The 18,355-nt window shown below is 43.8% G+C and carries 20 protein-coding genes; 13 read left to right on the forward strand and 7 right to left on the reverse strand.

The genetic code is table 11. The features are described from left to right. Positions 1 to 137 precede the first annotated feature (137 nt). Positions 138 to 635, forward strand: a complete 498-nt coding sequence (locus Q7U33_RS00685; protein ID WP_304857524.1) for a hypothetical protein — start codon at positions 138 to 140, stop codon at positions 633 to 635. A 116-nt stretch (positions 636 to 751) separates the two neighbouring features. Here the strand turns inward: Q7U33_RS00685 and Q7U33_RS00690 are convergent, their stop codons facing one another. Beyond that, complete coding sequence (locus Q7U33_RS00690) at positions 752 to 1,024, reverse strand: hypothetical protein (RefSeq protein ID WP_304857527.1); 273 nt, start codon at positions 1,022 to 1,024, stop codon at positions 752 to 754. Positions 1,025 to 1,221: 197 nt separating this feature from the next. On the opposite strand from Q7U33_RS00690, the gene Q7U33_RS00695 reads away from it, so the two are divergent. From Q7U33_RS00695 to Q7U33_RS00720, 6 genes are all read left to right on the forward strand, one after another. Further along, positions 1,222 to 1,662 carry a tetratricopeptide repeat protein gene (locus tag Q7U33_RS00695; protein WP_304857530.1) on the forward strand — a complete coding sequence of 147 codons (441 nt, stop codon included), beginning with the start codon at positions 1,222 to 1,224 and terminating at the stop codon, positions 1,660 to 1,662. A gap of 81 nt (positions 1,663 to 1,743) precedes the next feature. Beyond that, the gene (locus Q7U33_RS00700; RefSeq protein ID WP_304857533.1) at positions 1,744 to 2,058 is read left to right on the forward strand and encodes a hypothetical protein; all 315 of its coding nucleotides are present in this window, start codon (positions 1,744 to 1,746) and stop codon (positions 2,056 to 2,058) included. 95 nt (positions 2,059 to 2,153) lie between these two features. Continuing rightward, positions 2,154 to 2,852 carry a hypothetical protein gene (locus Q7U33_RS00705; RefSeq protein WP_304857536.1) on the forward strand — a complete coding sequence of 233 codons (699 nt, stop codon included), beginning with the start codon at positions 2,154 to 2,156 and terminating at the stop codon, positions 2,850 to 2,852. 257 nt (positions 2,853 to 3,109) lie between these two features. Further along, on the forward strand, positions 3,110 to 3,616 hold the full coding sequence (locus Q7U33_RS00710; protein ID WP_304857539.1) for an HPP family protein: 507 nt from the start codon (positions 3,110 to 3,112) through the stop codon (positions 3,614 to 3,616). Beyond that, complete coding sequence (locus Q7U33_RS00715; RefSeq protein WP_304857541.1) at positions 3,591 to 3,725, forward strand: hypothetical protein; 135 nt, start codon at positions 3,591 to 3,593, stop codon at positions 3,723 to 3,725. The genes Q7U33_RS00710 and Q7U33_RS00715 overlap by 26 nt, the downstream gene beginning before the upstream one ends. Positions 3,726 to 3,779: 54 nt before the next feature. Then, positions 3,780 to 4,202, forward strand: coding sequence for a signal peptide prediction (locus Q7U33_RS00720; RefSeq protein ID WP_304857543.1), 423 nt, complete (start codon positions 3,780 to 3,782; stop codon positions 4,200 to 4,202). A 386-nt stretch (positions 4,203 to 4,588) separates the two neighbouring features. Here Q7U33_RS00720 and Q7U33_RS00725 read toward each other — a convergent pair whose 3' ends face one another. The 5 genes from Q7U33_RS00725 to Q7U33_RS00745 form a co-directional block, all read right to left on the reverse strand. Further along, a complete protein-coding gene (locus Q7U33_RS00725; RefSeq protein ID WP_304857546.1) occupies positions 4,589 to 5,080 on the reverse strand; it encodes an aminoacyl-tRNA deacylase in 492 nt (163 codons plus the stop codon). A 249-nt stretch (positions 5,081 to 5,329) separates the two neighbouring features. After that, positions 5,330 to 5,680: a nucleotide pyrophosphohydrolase gene (locus Q7U33_RS00730; RefSeq protein WP_304857549.1), complete on the reverse strand. Its 351-nt coding sequence runs from the start codon at positions 5,678 to 5,680 to the stop codon at positions 5,330 to 5,332. Between the two features lie 9 nt (positions 5,681 to 5,689). After that, positions 5,690 to 6,925, reverse strand: a complete 1,236-nt coding sequence (locus tag Q7U33_RS00735) for a class I SAM-dependent RNA methyltransferase (RefSeq protein WP_304857552.1) — start codon at positions 6,923 to 6,925, stop codon at positions 5,690 to 5,692. Between the two features lie 3 nt (positions 6,926 to 6,928). Beyond that, positions 6,929 to 7,735 (reverse strand): polyamine aminopropyltransferase, encoded by an 807-nt coding sequence (locus Q7U33_RS00740; RefSeq protein ID WP_304857555.1) that lies wholly within the window; start codon positions 7,733 to 7,735, stop codon positions 6,929 to 6,931. After that, complete coding sequence (locus Q7U33_RS00745) at positions 7,735 to 9,639, reverse strand: ribonuclease catalytic domain-containing protein (protein WP_304857558.1); 1,905 nt, start codon at positions 9,637 to 9,639, stop codon at positions 7,735 to 7,737. The genes Q7U33_RS00740 and Q7U33_RS00745 overlap by 1 nt, the downstream gene beginning before the upstream one ends. Before the next feature lie 106 nt (positions 9,640 to 9,745). Here Q7U33_RS00745 and Q7U33_RS00750 point away from each other — a divergent pair, with 106 nt between their 5' ends. From Q7U33_RS00750 to Q7U33_RS00760, 3 genes are all read left to right on the forward strand, one after another. Beyond that, the gene (locus Q7U33_RS00750; RefSeq protein ID WP_304857561.1) at positions 9,746 to 11,332 is read left to right on the forward strand and encodes a YdiU family protein; all 1,587 of its coding nucleotides are present in this window, start codon (positions 9,746 to 9,748) and stop codon (positions 11,330 to 11,332) included. 9 nt (positions 11,333 to 11,341) lie between these two features. Continuing rightward, positions 11,342 to 11,800: a Fur family transcriptional regulator gene (locus Q7U33_RS00755; protein WP_304857564.1), complete on the forward strand. Its 459-nt coding sequence runs from the start codon at positions 11,342 to 11,344 to the stop codon at positions 11,798 to 11,800. Positions 11,801 to 12,040: 240 nt separating this feature from the next. Beyond that, positions 12,041 to 13,057 carry a GTP-binding protein gene (locus Q7U33_RS00760; RefSeq protein ID WP_304857566.1) on the forward strand — a complete coding sequence of 339 codons (1,017 nt, stop codon included), beginning with the start codon at positions 12,041 to 12,043 and terminating at the stop codon, positions 13,055 to 13,057. Positions 13,058 to 13,105: 48 nt separating this feature from the next. On the opposite strand, the gene Q7U33_RS00765 is transcribed toward Q7U33_RS00760, so the two are convergent. Then, complete coding sequence (locus Q7U33_RS00765) at positions 13,106 to 13,897, reverse strand: class I SAM-dependent methyltransferase (RefSeq protein ID WP_304857568.1); 792 nt, start codon at positions 13,895 to 13,897, stop codon at positions 13,106 to 13,108. Between the two features lie 67 nt (positions 13,898 to 13,964). Here Q7U33_RS00765 and gloB point away from each other — a divergent pair, with 67 nt between their 5' ends. The 3 genes from gloB (at position 13,965) to Q7U33_RS00780 (ending at position 18,351) form a co-directional block, all read left to right on the forward strand. Next, positions 13,965 to 14,768, forward strand: coding sequence for a hydroxyacylglutathione hydrolase (gloB, locus tag Q7U33_RS00770; protein ID WP_370651967.1), 804 nt, complete (start codon positions 13,965 to 13,967; stop codon positions 14,766 to 14,768). A gap of 106 nt (positions 14,769 to 14,874) precedes the next feature. Then, positions 14,875 to 16,629, forward strand: coding sequence for a LysM peptidoglycan-binding domain-containing protein (locus Q7U33_RS00775; RefSeq protein ID WP_304857573.1), 1,755 nt, complete (start codon positions 14,875 to 14,877; stop codon positions 16,627 to 16,629). A gap of 63 nt (positions 16,630 to 16,692) precedes the next feature. Next, on the forward strand, positions 16,693 to 18,351 hold the full coding sequence (locus Q7U33_RS00780; protein ID WP_304857574.1) for a peptide-binding protein: 1,659 nt from the start codon (positions 16,693 to 16,695) through the stop codon (positions 18,349 to 18,351). Positions 18,352 to 18,355 lie beyond the last annotated feature (4 nt).

An 18,355-nucleotide genomic window follows, 5' to 3' on the forward strand; every position in this document is an offset into this window, starting at 1 on the left:
CACTGTTGTTATAAGAGCAAAAAATGGTGGTTTATCTCCTGTTAAGTTTGAGTAAGCCCAACCCATCATTCAAGCGGGACGCCTAACGGCGCCCCTTAACTCATACGTTAGACCGCTTTTGAAAATAAGGAGTTGCAATGAAGAGAGTTCTGTTATTCGTCATTTTATTTGGATTTCTTCCATTTTCTGCAAATGCAGGAGTCAAATGCAGCGATGTTAAATACGGAAATGAAAACTATCATGAGAAAATGGAAGAATTGGCTAAGTTAGCCAGATTGCCTGATAATTACTACAGCAGGTATCATGAAGATGTTGTAAGCGATTTGTGCAAAGGTAATGCAAAAGGGATTAAAAGTTCAATTGATAGCGGATTTGTAAAGAAATCTGAAGTTGAGGCCATTAAAGAAGTCCTCGGGATAGACAACCGCTCTGATACCGGAAAAAGCTACGGTTATTCAAGGCAGAAATTCGAAGAAATGGGGTTGTGTAGTGCTTGTGCAGACAATGTAGCGCAACACTATACGAAAAAGCCAAGCTCGAAGTGTGGAAAACTCGCAAAACAAGCATTGGAAGGGAATCCCAACGCTGTTGAAGAGTTGTCATCTTTTCCCAGTTATTGCACATGGAAATATTAACCATCAACTACATCAGCCTAACATGGCGCTCAAGCCGACCCGCTTCCGCTACGCTCCAGCGGTCGGCTTAGCTCTACGTTAGGCATCACATGCACACCCGTTTCGCTGCACTCGCTCTATTGGCCCTTTGGTCCGTCAATGCTCTTGCGATTGACGCCACTGACGTTGCAACCTATCGGGTCATGAGCGTCAAGAACGAGCCAACGCAGAAGGTGTTTCGTCTTGCAGGTGGCGCTGGCGCTTGGCGGATCGAAGACAAGCAGCCAGATGGCACTTGGCTTGACGTCACGTGCGAAGGCGGTTGCCGACTTCAGGAGTCGACAGAAGCCGACTTCAAACGGTTCTTTCCCGCTGACGATCTGTCCGCTGTAATCATGACGTGTGTTCATAACAGCGCGTTCGCGCTATGCAGGCACGTCCAACGTACCGTCCCAGGAGAACGTGGCTACGTCTTTGTGGCGCTTACGGAGCGGCAGCCAATCGCACTTCGTCTGCACCGCGAGTGATGCCTAACCCTTCCATCGAGAGGGACGTCCAAGGGCTATCGCCCTCGGCCGCCCCTCATGTCAAACGTTAGGCGTCGCAAATGACCCCCGAGCAAATCGAATCAATCTACGACGACGAAGAACCAAACAAGGCTCGCGATCTGTTGCTGCCAGAAGCAACTGCCGGCAACCCTGTCGCACAGTTCTATCTAGGCCAACTGTGCGCAGAGGAGAACCCGCGAGACGATGAAGGCGCTGTCGCCTGGTTCAAGAAGTCCGCCGCAGGCGGCTACGAACCTGGAGTTCACTACCTGGCAAGTCACTTGTACTTCGGCATCGGCATATCGCAAGATATCGAAGAAGCACTGAAACTCTTCCGAAGGTCAGCAGAAGGTGGGTTCGACGCTTCGCAGTGGAAACTAGGGCAGCATCTTCTTTCGCAGCGGGGTTCGCGCGAAGAGGCTGTGAAGTGGCTGAAACTCGCCGCAAATCAGGGGCACCCGGCAGCGAAAGACCTTCTCAATGCCAACACCGACGCCTAACCCTTCCATCGAGAGGGACGTCCAAGGGCTATCGCCCTCGGCCGCCCCTCATGTCAAACGTTATGCATAAAAAAGATTGCCATGGCGAATAACTGGAACATCCCTGCTTGGTTTGAAGCTGAGATTCGTGCTAGAGACAAGGACTGTGTCTATTGCGGTACACCATTCACTCTTTCCAAAATCTCGAAAAAGTCAGCAGCAAGTTGGGAACATATAATCAATGATGAAAAAATAATCACAAGAGAAAACATTGCCCTCTGCTGCTGTGGGTGTAACGCCAGTAAAGGACAGAAACAGCTTTCTGTATGGTTGCAGTCAAAATATTGCAAAGAGCGTGAAATTACAGAAAAATCAGTAGCCCCTATAATCAAACAGGCAATTGCTAATGGGCTATAAACTACGCATAACCCATCATTCAAGCGGGACGCCTAACGGCGCCCCTTAATTCAAACGTCAGGCCCACGGTTGGTACTCATCTGAGAGGTAAAATCATGATCATTCAACAATCCAAAGCAACGTTCGCAACATCGGTAACGGACAATCTTTTCTTCAAACGGCAAACGGTCGCCCCTTTAGTGGAAAAAGCTGCCGACACAACGACTATTTCACAAGTGGCTCAGGAGCGCCTCGCTGTTGAAAACGCGAGTGACCTCAATTCACATACCACCGTTCTGTATCGAATAGAGGGGCCAGTCTATAGCATTGAAGACATGGTGAAGAGCAAAGGTAGGCCGCTCATTGCCGTAAAAATGACGGAAGCCCAGATCAATGAGGTCAAGCTCAGGGAACAACAAGAGAAGGCACGCGAGAATGTCAATTTCAATTACGCCAAAGCTCATCAGTATCAGCCCATTGGCCAAGTGATCGTCAATGGAAAACTCGTTGCAACAGTTTCTGATGCTGGTTCCTTCGAGTCGCCTCAGGTTATACCCAACCTGAGTGATCAGCCCTTAAGCCCAGCGGACAGACTTGTCGAAATTGCTCGCGCTGTAAAAGGCGAAATCATCTATTCCAATTTTTTACCTACCATGGGTGGCTGGATGGGGTCATCAGCCCCGGAATCGGCGCTCCCTCCTATCACAGCAAGGAGCATGAGCGAAATACTTGAACAGGAAATCGCTCCGGCCATGGAAAAAAAGATTGCTGAATGGGAGGCTCAGACTGGGAAAACCTATCCTCGTCGCGCGTAGCCATGTAGGGTGGGGCACTTGACCCACGCGTTACAACTCCTACGTATCACTGCCGCGTGGGGTTAAGCCAGTATTTGGCTTCCCCACAGAATATAGTCGTTTATAAACAAGCTTCTTATGCTGAGTGAAAACCCTACCCTACGCAAGTTACGCATACTAACGAAAATGTTCATCGATGTTACAATTTTAATAACATAGGTTTCAATGATGCTATCAGCCAATCATCTCAAACAATAATTTACAATTAGGGAGTTACCATGTCTTTTCTAAGCAAACTCAAAGGCGACAACGCACCGCTACCTCCTCAGCCATCAACAAAAGCGGTTGCGCTTGCGTGGTTGGGCGGTTTTCTAGCCATTGCCGCAGTTGCCTCACTGAATGATTTTCTTTCAGTTGCGTTGGTGCTTGGGTCGTTTGGCGCATCATGTGTATTAGTTTTTGGCTATCCTGACGTGCCGTTTTCTCAACCAAGAAATGTAGTTGCTGGCCATTTCATCAGCTCTCTCGTTGGCCTTGTATTTCTTTTTGCCTTCGGCCCGCATTGGTGGTCTGTCGCGCTCGCTGTGGGTACAGCAATCGCGCTGATGATGCTCACTCGCACAGTGCATCCGCCTGCTGGGTCAAACCCAGTGATCGTCTTTTTAATGCAGCCAACTTGGGGCTTTTTACTGTTCCCAACATTGGTAGGTGCCTTGGTGTTGGTAGCTGTTGCTCTGGTTTATAACAATGTAACCCGTGATGCAAAGTACCCAAAATACTGGTAGCCAAGTAGCGTGGGCATTTGTGACCCATGCATTGCAATATCTTTATCTGTCACTACCGCGTGGGGTTAAGCCAGTATTTGGCTTCCTCACAGAATACAGTCGCTTATAAACAAGCTTCTTATGCTGAGTAGAAACCCTACCCTACTCAATTTAACACCTTAAAATGCACACTTATCGCACACCTATTTTTAAGCTTATTGATTATGCTTGGACTTTACCAAACACAGCACTTGGCATATTACTTGGGCTTGTAATGCTCGTCCTAGGCGGCAAAGTGCATATCGTGGCTGGCGTCGCTGAGTTTCATGGCGGGCATGTGGGAAACTTCTTTGCATCACGCCCTCCCCCATTTTGCTTTGGTGCTGTCACACTTGGTCATGTGATTTTAGGTACATGCCACAAGGAACTCTGTGCATTACGAGCACACGAACATGTGCATGTTAAGCAATATGAGCAATGGGGCGTATTCTTTTTGCCTGCTTACGCGTTGTCTAGTCTGTGGGAAATACTTCATGGTCGTAACGGATACAGCAATAACTTCTTTGAAAGGCAGGCGTATAGAGAGGATGATAAGCAAAAGTTATAGTCTAGTAGATCAACTAAAAAACTAACGGCGCTAGTAGCTGCTTAGTTAAAGCTTAACAAGCGTAACTCTAGCATTAAATTTTTCTATACAGTTTAGCTGTGAAATGGCAGAAACGATGATAAAGAGCATAACATTTGTAACGATTGGGTTATTGGTTTCGTTTTCAGTGACTGCAGCGCCCGCTCCTTGGTACTTATGGAAAAGTAAACTGAATAACAATGTGTGGTGCACACAAACCCTACCTGGTGAAGGTTGGATAAAGTTAGATGGCCCGTATAAAGACGCGCATTGCAAAACACTTGGACGCCCGGGTAAGTGACGGCTATAGTTAATTAGAAATTAGAGTTTGTTATTAACACGTTAAGCGACTTCATTAACTAACTAGCTTAAACCTTTACAAACTCGCCTTCATCTGCACTTTCCAATAAAGCTAGCAAGTCTTGCCCTTTGAGCGCTATTGCATACCCTAATACACCACTGCCTATGACCACTGCTTGATAATTTCGTACGCTTTTATCAACCAACACACGTAATGTTTCAGGTAATGCAATAGGCGGTACTGCACCCACCACATAACCTGTGGCTTCTGGCACTTCGTCATACTCTGCCATGCGCAACTTACGTTCGTCCAGATGTTTGCGCAGCATGCCCCAATCGGCACGGCCGCCACCTGCCACTGCCAATAAGGTGTATTTGCCAGAGTCTGCTTTGAAAACCACACTACGCACTACAGAAGTTGGGTCTAGGCCTTTAGCAGAGAGTAGCGTTTCTAAATCACGGATAGGTTTACTGTCCTCACTCAGTGGGATTTCAATCACTTCAAACGCAATGTTTTTAGATTGCAGTAAATCTGTAACAGGGGAATTAATATCAGCCATATTAGCTCCTTAATTTGGCGATTGGTAGGAGCGGTCATCGACCGCGAAAGCAATGGTGAAATTTCATCTGACAATTTAATCATCCAACAATGCATCAGTTTGGCAGGTTTGTTCGCGGCTACTAGCCGCTCCTACATACGAGTTTGCAAGTGCTTTGACATGTGAATAGTGCAGTTTACTGCACATATTCCATGGGCAAGCCAAATGCTGGCTCAGCACTTAGCAAATCGGAGCGCCTGTGGTATAAAATTAATAACTCGTATATTTAGCGTTGCTACCCTTACATTTTTCTACTGGGTATTTTTGCGCATTTAAATCTATTTTTTTATTTGCGGCTTCAATTAAATCAATACCGCAAACTTCTGCAATCCGTAGCAGATAGACTAAAGTGTCAGATAACTCTTGCCCTACCTGCTCTTTCGTTTGCGCATCTAACTGGCGACTTTCCTGCTCTGTCATCCATTGAAAATGCTCTACTACTTCGCCCGCTTCTACAATCATGGCCATGGCAAGGTTCTTGGGAGAGTGAAACTGTGCCCAATCACGTTCAGTCACAAAGTTGTTTACTCTGGCCCTTAGTGCATCCAATGAGTCTGCCATGTGATTTCCTTACGCGTCTGGTTTGTCTTTACGGTTTGAACCTGCCACCATTTTAATTTCAAATAAACGGCACTCTAGTGGACCATTAAATAATGGTGTTTTTTTGCTCGGTGCAAGGCGCATAAGCTTAGGCATGCGTAAATCGTTAGTGAGGAAATAGGCATTCCACCCTGCAAATTTACGTTTAAGCGTTTCACCCATTTTTGGGTATAGCAATGTAAGCTCTTCATCTTCACCAATACGCACACCATATGGCGGGTTAGCTACTAACACGCCGTTATCGGCTGGTGGTACAACGTCTAACATGTCAACATGTGACACTTGCACTGCCTCTAACAAGCCAGCTGATTCTAGGTTTTGCTTAGTGACACGCACTGCGCGTAAATCCATATCCGAGCCGTAGATTTTTTGGAAGCTGACTTTCTTCACTTTGCTCAATGCTTGGTTTTTGATTTTCTTCCAAGTATCAGATTCAAACGTTTTTAGCTTCTCAAAGCCAAACTCACGTTTAATGCCAGGTGCCATGTCTAGAGCGACCATGGCGGCTTCTAACAGAAAGGTACCGCTACCGCACATTGGGTCTAGTAGTGGTTGGCCTGCTTGCCAACCTGTCAGCTTTAAAATGCCTGCTGCTAAGTTTTCACGCAATGGTGCTTCAATACTTGCACCGCGATTACCACGTTGATAAAGTGCCGCGCCAGAGGTATCAACATAATATTGATACTCATCTGTCGTTAAATAGGCATGGATACGCACAACTGGTGTTTTGGTGTCGATATATGGGCGACTACCTACCGCCAATCGGAACTTATCACATACGGCATCTTTAATTTTTAGCGTGGCAAACTCTAGGCTTTTTAACGGGCACTTAACGCCCGTTACTTTCACCATAAAATCATGCCTAACATCAAACCATTGTGGCCAGTTCATTTTATAGGCAGCATCAAACAAATCCTCTTCGTTCAAATACTTACCACGGCCCACCTGCCACAAAATGCGTGTTGCGATACGCGAGTATAAATTAGCGGCATAACACACTGACCAATCCCCATCAAAGCTCACTCCGCCATCGGTCACATTCACTACTTTTGCGCTGACTTGTTTAAGCTCATCTGCAAGCAGTTGCTCTAAACCTCGTGGGCATGTGGCAAAGTATCGATTTGGCGCTTGTTTGCTTGTTTGGCTTTTGCCAGACAGGGCTTTGGGTGCGGACTGTTCACGCGCATTTTGTTGATTAACTGTCATAAATTAACGATCGCTTTTCATAAATATTCGGTTGTTGGTACTGTTGTTATTGTCTGCTAGTTTTTCTACAAACTGCAAAAATTCAATTTTGTGGGTTTTTTCTAATAGTTTTGCATGATCACGCAAGATATTGAGTCGTAAATCTGCAACGCCTTGTTTAAAGCCAAATACAGCAATATTGCCTGGCTTGCCTGTGCGTAGTATCAATACTTTGTTGTTAAAACTCTGTTCGATTCTTGCTAAATAGACATCAAACTTTTTGTCACTACCCCATAGGTTAATCACAAACACACCATCATCTTTTAAGGTGTTAGCGCATTGATCAAAAAAATCTTGACTGCAAAAATTGGGGGGGATGCCATTGCTATCAAACGCATCAATAAACAACACATCAGCAACATTTATATGCTCATCTAAATAAACCAAACCATCGGCTTCTATCACTTCAAATCTATCATCATTTTCTGGTACGAAAAATTGATTTCTAGCGACTTGAATGATTCTAGGGTTAATCTCCACTACTTTGCCGATAATCTCAGGGCAATGTGCATACACATATTTAGCCACCGAGCCTCCACCCAAGCCAATAGTAAGCATGTGTTTAACGTTACGGTGAAACAATAAAAAACACATAATAGCCCGCGTATAAGTGAGCTCTAACTCAAATGGCTCTCTAATTCGCATGGCACTTTGCACAGTGGCAGAACCTAAATGTAATGCGCGTACACCATTAAGTTCACTCACATCCACTGCATCGCTCAAAGCTGCATTCGCTAACCCACGCAGCATTTTTTTAGCCGCACTAAACACTAAGCTGCCTCCACTTCGTTTTCATCATCTGCAACGACATCTGTTACTACGGCTTCATTTTCTAGCACTTGCAAGAACTTAGTACGTAAATCCATCATCAGCGTATCAACCTCTTGCACTTGTAAACTCACGCGTGTGCCTGTTTTTAACTCTGGCAGGCCATACACTTTGGTCATATAAGGTAGGTTGTCTAAACGTACTAAGTTTTCTCGCCATACTGTGGCATGAATCTCTTGCACATTTTCTTGAATTAAATACTGTAAGCACCAATAGCGCTCCATACGAATCTGGAACTCACTATACGCTTTGTAAGTGAGCTCAAAGTTACGCATGTGCGTGGTGAGTGCATCACTATTTTGCGGATAAACTGGCGGCTCATTTTGCACCACACTGATAATTTGGCGCTGATTAATTAAATCAACCGCACGACGTAATGGAGAGGTACTCCATGAGTACTGAGCAACGCCTAAGCCTTGATGCGGCTCGGCTTTGGTGGTCATATACACTTTACCGCCACTTTGCGCACGATACAAACCTGGCACCTGACTACTTGCTAATAACGCGCCCCATTGGCTGTTAGCCTCAATCATCAACTCTGCTACTAGCTTATCCATGGGTGAGCCACGATGACGCCCCACAATGCTTACCTTGCCATCATCCACATAAAAATTGTAATCCACTTGTGGTGGTTTTGTTGGGTCATACTTGCCACGCGCTTTTTCTAATGATTCAGCCAAGTTGAATAGAAATAATAATTTAGACCAATATGGATGACCGCTATCGGCCGCTAACGTAGTTTCATTAAAGTAAGGCTCTAATGCATCATGACGTAAATTCTCAGCTACTTTAATCAGCTCTACTTTGCTGTGCCGCTGTGCAATCGTAAAATCTGGATTCACATGCAGATACATCGACAATACTGGCTTAATCTGCCCTGCATCCAAACTGAATGGCCTAATTGCAGACTCAGGCAACATGGTGATTTTGTGGCCTGGCATATAAACCGTTGATAAGCGGTGCATGGCTGCTACGTCTAGCTCGCTATCAATCGCAATACCCAATGCTGGTGCTGCAATATGAATACCCACACACATCACACCACCATCAAGCTGGCGCATAGAAAACGCATCATCAATTTCCGTGGTCGTGCTGTCATCAATACTAAAGGCTTCAGCTTCTGCCATAGGTAAATCAAAGCTGATATCCGCAGACATGGCCGACATTTGCTCGTCAGTAAAGTCAGTGCCTTTGGCAAAATACTCTCGCAAAAATGCACCTAAGTGATAATCATGCACAGATGGAATGGCACCACATGCATGCAAAAGTTTAAGGTGGCTTAAATGCAATGCCCCAGCGGCGGTATCTAGCACCTTGTACTCAAACGCGTTTTTATCAGGCTCGTATAAGAGCATGTCGCGTTTTTGCATTAACTCTTCAGGCATGGTGAGCGCTTTTAATTGCTCTACATACCCTGCCATTTTTTCTGCTAACAAGCGCTTCTTCTCAAGCCCAGCCAAAGCTGCTTTTAAGATATCCGCTGGCGCTGCTTTATAGCGCCCTTTACCTTTACGGTTAAAATATACAGGAGCGCTATGTAAGCGAATCGCAATTGCAGCGGCCTCTAAATGCGTAGGTTTTTTACCGTAATACTCTTGGGCGAAGTCTTCAAAATTAAACTCTGATTCACCGCAACATTCCCACAAAAAATCAAGCTCCAGCTTCTCGGCTTCAGCTTGTGCGGTTTCTAAAAACCCTGACAATGGCGCCTCAAAACGCAGCAGCACATTAGCCGCTTTAATTTTGCTACGCTTACCGCTCACTGACTCAATTTGCATCGAGCTTTCAGCCTCGCTCATGATGCTTGCAACTTTAAAACTACCGTCTTCTTCGTAAAATACGTTCATTCAATTTTTTCTATTCCAAATATAACCGCAATGATACATGAGGCAGACCATGATTTACTGCAAAAATTGTAACTTTAAGTAAGCTAAAACATCTAAAATGTACCTTATGAGAAAACTGAATTTTGATAACCGCTTTTGCAGAGAACTCCCTAGTGACCCTGTCACCACGAACTACACGCGCCAAGTAAAAGGTGCGCTTTGGTCTAGCGTGATGCCTACCCCTGTCAAGGCACCTGCACTCATGGCTTATTCAAGTTCAGTGGCTGAAATGCTAGGCTTGACTGATGCAGATATGCGCCACCCCGACATGATTAATACGCTAGGTGGCAATCAACTGTTAGATGGTATGCAATCTTACGCAACCTGCTACGGCGGTCACCAATTTGGTAATTGGGCAGGTCAATTAGGCGATGGTCGCGCAATATTGCTAGGTGAGCTTATCCATAATGACAAACGTTTTGAGTTACAACTCAAAGGCGCCGGTGAAACGCCATATTCACGCCGTGCCGATGGCCGTGCTGTTTTAAGATCGTCATTGCGGGAATTTTTATGCAGTGAAGCCATGCATTACTTAGGTGTGCCAACAACGCGCGCATTAAGCCTTGTCTGCACTGGCGACCAAGTGGTACGTGATATGTTTTATGACGGCAACCCCCAAATGGAACAAGGCGGGATTGTATGTCGTGTGGCACCGTCATTTACACGTTTTGGACATTTCGAGTTACTTGCCAGCCGTGGCGAGCAAGCGCTATTAAAAAAAATGATCGGCTTTACGATAGACCGAGACTTTACCGACTGGCTTCAACAACAATCACTCACATTATCAATTGACGAACCTTCTACTGAGTTAATTGAAGCATGGTTCACAGAGATATGCGAACGCACAGCACGCATGATTGCGCACTGGATGCGCGTGGGCTTTGTGCACGGCGTAATGAACACCGACAATATGTCGATTCTTGGTTTAACAATTGATTACGGCCCTTACGGCTGGGTTGATAATTTTGACCCAGGCTGGACGCCAAACACCACCGATGCACAAGGCAGACGTTATTGCTTTGGCAGACAACATGACATTGGCCGCTGGAATTTAGAGCGCCTTGCTGACGCACTATCTACCCTAATGCCTGATGCAGTAGGCCTAAATCACGCATTAGATCAGTACGAAGCAGTTTACACGCAAAGCTTAATGGATTCACTAGTAGGAAAGTTTGGCTTTGAGTCTTGGCAAGATGACGATGGCGAATTAATTAACCGCTGCTTTGAACTGATGACGCGAGCGGAAGTAGACATGACACTGTTTTTTACACATTTACCAAATCTGAATTTAGCAAAGCCTAACATCGCAGACTTGAAAGTCGCGTTTTACACAGAACAAGGCTATTTGAATTTTGAGCAAGATTTTAATGACTGGTTAGCACAATACGCCAAGCGCGTTTTGCAAAGCAATGAATCACCAGAAACAAGACATGTCCGCATGGCAAGCATTAACCCACGCTATGTATTGCGCAATTATCTTGCACAAGAAGCAATCGATTTAGCCGAGCAAGGCGATACAAGCATGATAGAAACACTGCTTAAATTATTGCAAGACCCTTATACCAAACAAACTGGTATGGAAAAGTTTGAAGAAAAACGCCCAGACTGGGCAAGACATAAAGCTGGTTGTTCCATGCTCTCATGTAGCTCATAATAATAGTCCATGAAAATACAACAAATTTTTACTGATGCTGGACTAAGGTCGACCAAAGCACGCATTGCTGTCTTAAATGTACTGACAAACGCAAACAGTGCATTAAGCCACTCTGAAATTCTGGAGCAAATGTCCAGCCAAAAAGAGTTTGACCGTGTCACGATTTACCGCGTATTAGATTGGCTCACTGAGCATCATTTAATCCATAAAATCTCTGGTGAAAATCGTGCATGGAAATTTCAATTCTCGCAAAGCCGCTATACACCGATAGAACCAGATTCTGATAAGAAGCAATTTCTAGCAAACTTGCATCAGCATGCCCACTTACACTGCACATCCTGCGGAAAAGTGACTTGTATACATGAATTAAAACCACAATTTTCCAAGCAGGTTTTAGCACAATATCATGTTGAATCTATTGATATCAATATCAAAGGCCTATGCTCAGACTGCAATCATCCACATTAGATGTGCTGATAAAAATGCAATTAAGTTGCATTTAAGTTGCTTAATCAATAAAATCAACGTCGAATATATTTTAGTTGATAAATGACATCCAATTGATGTGATGCGAACAGAAGTTAACCATAAGAAATTAAGTAAAGCTTCTTAAGTTTAATAACATTTTGCGTTTCGTAGCACTTTTAGTGCTTAGCTTCATCACTATCATCAATAAACGCTCAAAGAGCACTCTAAAGATAAATAAACATGGATAAACGCATTCCCGTTACATTACTCACTGGTTTTTTAGGCTCAGGCAAAACAACGCTACTCAATCAATTGCTCAGCGACCCCAAAATGCATGACTCAGCAGTCATCATTAATGAGCTAGGTGAAACAGGCTTAGATCATATTTTAGCAACGCAGGTAGAAAGCGAGCATATCGCTGACAACACCGTATTATTAAACTCTGGTTGCATCTGCTGTAGCCTTAAAAATGAGCTAGCAGACACCATGCGCGACTTATTTTTCAAGCGCGCATTGCAGGCAATTCCGCAGTTTAACCGCTTGGTCATAGAAACGACAGGTATGGCCGACCCTGGCCCTATTTTGGGTAACTTAATGAACGAGCCTGTGATTGAATCAACGTTCAGGTTAGATGCGGTAGTGGTCACCATTGATAGTGTTTATGGCTTAAAACAATTGCAAGAAAACGCAGAAGCACTTAGACAAGCCGCTGTTGCAGATGTATTGCTACTCACTAAAACAGATATCGCAGACAGTGATGAAATTAAAGCACTTCAAGATAAGCTCGCTGAAATGAACCCTGGCGCTAGCCAGCATTTAATTCAACATGGCAAAATTAACCCAGACAGCATCATTGATGTTGGCTTATTTGACCCAACAGGCAAAAATGCAAGCCCACAACGCTGGCTGCGCGCGCCTAGCAAAACTAGCCAACCTAAAGGAACACTGCCACAAAAAGCACATCAAGATGGCATTACCAGCTTTACCGTCACCATGCCAAAACCACTGAATTGGCTTGATCTTAAACCTGTCATTCTGAAATTATGTCAAACTCACGGCAGCAAATTACTGCGCCTAAAAGGCATTATTCATGCGGAAGATCAGCCCGCACCGCTCGCCATTCATGCAGTGCACTTTACTCCCTACCCACCTACGTTACTCGAAGGCTGGGATGAAGATGAAGCTATTTCTCGGATTGTAATTATCGGCAAAGAGATAGATGAAAGTGAAATCAGAAAAGCACTCATGCAAGTTTGACTGAAGCTTAACAACACGCAGACTTAAACCATTGATATTGGGTAGCCGCTACTGCTTTGAACGCCCACGTTGACTTGGCTTACGCTGTGTAGGGCGCGCAATTAAAGGTGACTTCAGAGGTGCAGCCTTCCAGTTAGGTTTAAGCGGCGTCATCCCAGCCACACGTTTTTTTGCAACAACAAAATACACACCACCAATCGCAGAGAGCCATTTTGCGCCTAATTGATGCATAAAGCTGAAGCGTTGATGCCACGACGCTTGTTCAAATGGAGGAATATGGCAACACATCTCAACCGAAACCACCTCAAAGCCTAGCAACGCCAGCCAGTCTTTCAATCGTCCTAATCCAATAAAACTGCCACTCCATGGAAACGGCTTATCAATGGAGTCCTGTCTATGTAATAAATTTCTAAAGAATAACGTCACGCCCCATAAACTCAATGGGTTAAAGCCTGATATCAATAAATAGCCTTCAGGCATCATGACGCGCTCTGCTTCGCGAAGCGTTTGATGCGGCCGCTCACTAAATTCAAGTCGATGCGGCAATATCAATAAATCCAAACTAGCGTCAGCAATAGGAAGAAAATCATCACAGCAATACAAATGTGTAACTTCAGGAGACGAAACATATTCTGTAGATTTGAATCGATGAGCAATGCGCGAATTACACAGTAAGTCCATTTGCAAACAACCCACTTGTAATGCGTTAAATCCAAACAAATCAACAACAGCCTTATCGTACAACGCCTGCTCTTCTTGCTGTAAATAACGCCCAAGTGATGAATCTAGCCATTGATGCTCTGGATGCAACGATACGGATCTATTCGATTGCTGACTCATGGCGTTGATCTCATTTTAATTGCATTAAAATTTAACTAAACTTTATTTAAGTAATATACTTAAACAGATGATAGACCATATGCAACACCAATTACAAATTATTCCAATTCCAGTTTTTAAGGATAATTATGTTTGGCTGATACATAACAGTCACAAAGCCATTGCCGTTGACCCTGGCGATGCAATACCAGTCATTAATACCCTACAAAAACTTAATCTAGATTTACAAACAATCTTAATTACCCACCACCATCAAGATCATATTGGTGGCGTTGACATACTGTTAGAAACATATCCTGATGTAAAAATTTTTGCCCCTAAACTAGAACAATATGCATTTATACACAAACCTGTAAGCGAGCCAGATAATGTTTACTTAGGAGATTGGATAAGCACTGCAAAGGTTATTGATGTACCAGGTCATACACTAGGCCATATCGCTTATTACATTGAGCACCAGCAAAATGAACATCAGCAACAACAATGGCTATTTTGCGGTGATACATTATTTGGTGCTGGCTGCGGTAGATTATTTGAAGGAACGCCGGCACAAATGATGGCCTCATTACAAATACTTGCGGCACTGCCAGTCAGTACGCAAGTGTACTGTACGCATGAGTATACATTGCACAATATTAACTTTGCACTCTCACTAGAACCCACTAACAAAGCGCTTATTAAGCGCCAACGAGATGCAACAGAATTAATCAAACTAGGTTTGCCTACGCTACCTTCAACCATTGCACTAGAGCTTGCAACCAACCCTTTTCTGCGCAGCGACGTAGTGGAAATTCAATCAGCTTTACTCCTTGAAAAGCCAACTGAACTACAAACTTTCACCAAAACAAGAGAGCTTAGAAACTCATATTAATCATGAAGATAGAGAATATTCATAAAGTAATTTACGGTGATTTTTACTTGACTAATCAAGCACACGTTCGTTACTATGTTGCATTATGATGAACAAGAGCGTTTTTATGGGTACTCAATTTTTTTTACGCATTGGTCAATCCATCAAAACTTCTAACGGTTTATCACGCGCTTTTTATTCCACGCTATTTATTAGCATTTTTACCACGCTAACAATCTTTAGCACTGCATCACTTGCAGAACAACACGTCATCTCTAATGTCGCAGGCGATGAAATTATTATTTTCTCAGATGACACATTCAAACCAGCAATCAGAGACTTAGGCAGTAAGTCAGAATCCAATAAAGAGCTACAGGGCCAGAAAAATACCCGTGGTGGGCGTCTCACTGATAACTTAGAAATCACAATCAAAGATAACAACATCAATACTGCTGAAGACTCCAGCATAACGCCACCACTCGACCAGCAAGCAACACAACATGATGATCTTTGGCAACGTATTAAAGATGGCTACGCAATGCCTGACTCAACATCTATACTCACAACCAAACATGAAAATTGGTATAGCGCCCGCCCAGACTATATACAACGTATGGTAGAACGTAGCCAACGCTACCTATTTCATATTGTAGAAGAAGTTGAAAATCGCGGCATGCCTACTGAAATTGCACTACTGCCGATGATTGAAAGTGCTTACAACCCAAAAGCGTACTCAAAAAGTAGCGCCTCTGGCATTTGGCAATTTATTCCCTCAACTGGTAAGCATTTTGGCTTAAAACAAAACTGGTGGGTAGATAATAGACGTAACATCATCTTAGCTACCGATGCCGCCCTTAGCTATCTGCAAAAACTACATGCCATGTTTGGCGCTTGGGATTTAGCACTTGCAGCATATAATGCTGGTGAAGGTACTGTTGGTCGTGCTATTGAGCGTAACCGTAAACTCGGTCTACCCACTGATTACGAAAGTTTAAACCTGCCTGACGAAACCAGAAACTACGTACCAAAATTACAAGCAATTAAGAACTTAATGACGCATCCGAGCAATTATGGTCTTGAGATTCCAACCATAGCCAATACCCCTTATTTTGCAAAAGTAACCGCCCCTGCACGTATCGACACGCACCTCGTTGCTAAACTTGCTGAAATTAACCATGAAGAATTTATTGCGCTAAATCCTAGTTACGATCGTCTGCTGATTAATAGCGAACAAGAGACGCTCGAGCTATTACTACCGATCATGGCAGCACAAACCTTTAGAACAAACTTAGCTAACTATGAAAAACCTTTGGTTAACTGGCAAACTTATCAGGCAAAACGCGGTGAGCGTATTGATAAAATTGCTAGTAAATTTGGGATGAACTTGGCTCAACTTAGAAACGTCAATGCCTTATCTTCGCAAGAAAAAATGAACAAGAGCACCACTTTATTGGTACCTAAATCAGACGCTAATGATAACTCAGCCCTCACTGTGATAGAAGAAAATGAAATCGAGGTTGAACCATCATCAAAGCAAACCGTCACACACAAGGTTAAAAAAGGTGAGGTCATGCAGGCTATTGCCAAACACTACGGCGTAAGTGTTAAGCAAATATTGGCAGCTAACTCACTGAAAAATAGCCAGGTAAAAGCTGGGCAGCTATTAAATATTGAACTTGCAGACACCAATGAGCTTAGCCGCGCTAAAAAAGCTGCCAACAAGAGTAAAACATCAAATATGCAAAAAACTTATACCGTTAAACATGGTGACACACTACACAGTATTGCAGATAAATTTAATGTTGCAGTGGCTGACCTTAAACGTTGGAACAAAAAGTCATCTAGCCATATTATGCCTGGTGCAAAACTTATCATCCAATAATGGCATGATATTGAATAGACAAACACTGTTATAGACAAACATAGCCATAAACAAATACAGCCAATGTCTCCATTATTATTAAATCTAAACACAGCAATCTGCCTATCACTTACTCTACTTGTTGCAGGTTGCAACGCTCCAAACGAGAAACAATACCAGATTGATTACACCACCCAGTTTCCACAAGTTTCAGGCGGCACACTGATTAATGCAATGACAGGTGAGCCTAGTGGCTTAATCTCAATGATTGCGGGAGAGTCAGCCTCATCAGCGATCAGTAGCAACATTTTTAATAGCCTACTAAAATATGACAAAAACCTTGAGCTAGAAGGTGATCTTGTCGCACATTGGGAAATTTCTACAGACCAAAAAACGATTACCTTTAAGCTTAAGCCAAATTTAAAATGGGCAGACAACAATCCACTCACTAGCGCAGATGTACTTTTCACATGGCAAGCTGTGACCAATGAAAAAAATGCCAGCCCATACGCATCAGACTTTTTGCTTGTTAAAAAAGCAGAAACCCCTGATGCACAAACATTTCGTGTTACTTATGAACAAGCCTATGCCCCAGCATTAGATAGTTGGGCGGGGTTACAAATATTGCCAAAACACCTGCTTGAAGGCAAAGACCTCCACACCACTGCATTCGCGCGCAAGCCAATAGGTAGCCACTATTATCAATTAGATAGCTGGAAGCATGGCGAGCACCTAAAACTATCAAAAAATGCTAATTCCGTACTTGGCCCAGCCCAAATAGACAATCTGGTGACACGCATTATTCCTGACAATTCTGCACAATTCCTAGAGCTAATGGCAGACAACATCGATCTCATGGGTTTAGACCCAATTAAGTATTCAAGAATCATCCCCGCTCGCCCAGAATTGCAAAAAAAACTCGCACTGTACAAAGAGCTTGGCAATAGCTATACCTACATGGGATTTAATCTCAAGCACAAACCCTTTGATGACGTGCGCGTACGCCGCGCCATCAATTACGCCATCGACAAACAGGAAATTATTGATGGCGTTTATTTAGGGCTAGGTATCAACATTGCCTCCCCTTATAAACCAGGGACGCGCTGGAGCAATCCTGCGCTTACCCCCTACCCTTACGACCCAGCTAAAGCACGTTCACTGCTGAAAGAGGCTGGTTTTACAGATAGCAATGGCGATGGCATATTAGAACGTGATGGCAAACCGTTTAGTTTTGAAATCATTACCAACCAGAACAAAGAACGTGAAAAATCTGCAGTATTGATTCAACGTAGACTTAAAGAAGTAGGTATTGATGTCCAAATCCGCGCCATAGAATGGGCCAGCTTCATTAGTCGATTTATTAAAACGGGTGATTTTGATGTTGTAGTACTGGGCTGGGGCTTAGGTTTAGATCCTGACCAATATAATATCTGGCACTCGAGCCAACAAGCACCTGGTCAGTTTAACTTTATTGGCTACAACAACCCTAAAGTTGACAAGCTACTGGAACAAGGCAGACTAGAACTCAACCCAGATAGACGAATGGAAGTTTACCATCAATTTTCAGCAACATTATTAGAAGATAGCCCGATTATCTATTTATCAGCAGGTTATGGCCTAACCGCCATCCATAAGCGCGTCAAAGGCATTGATGACCCTGCCCCACCTGCGGGCATCGGTCATAACTCACAAGATTGGTATATTCCAAAGTCTTTAAGAAGAAACGAAATTAGCGCCCATTAATCAT

It is taken from the genome of Methylotenera sp. (assembly GCF_030653755.1).
Classification (GTDB): Bacteria; Pseudomonadota; Gammaproteobacteria; order Burkholderiales; family Methylophilaceae; genus Methylotenera.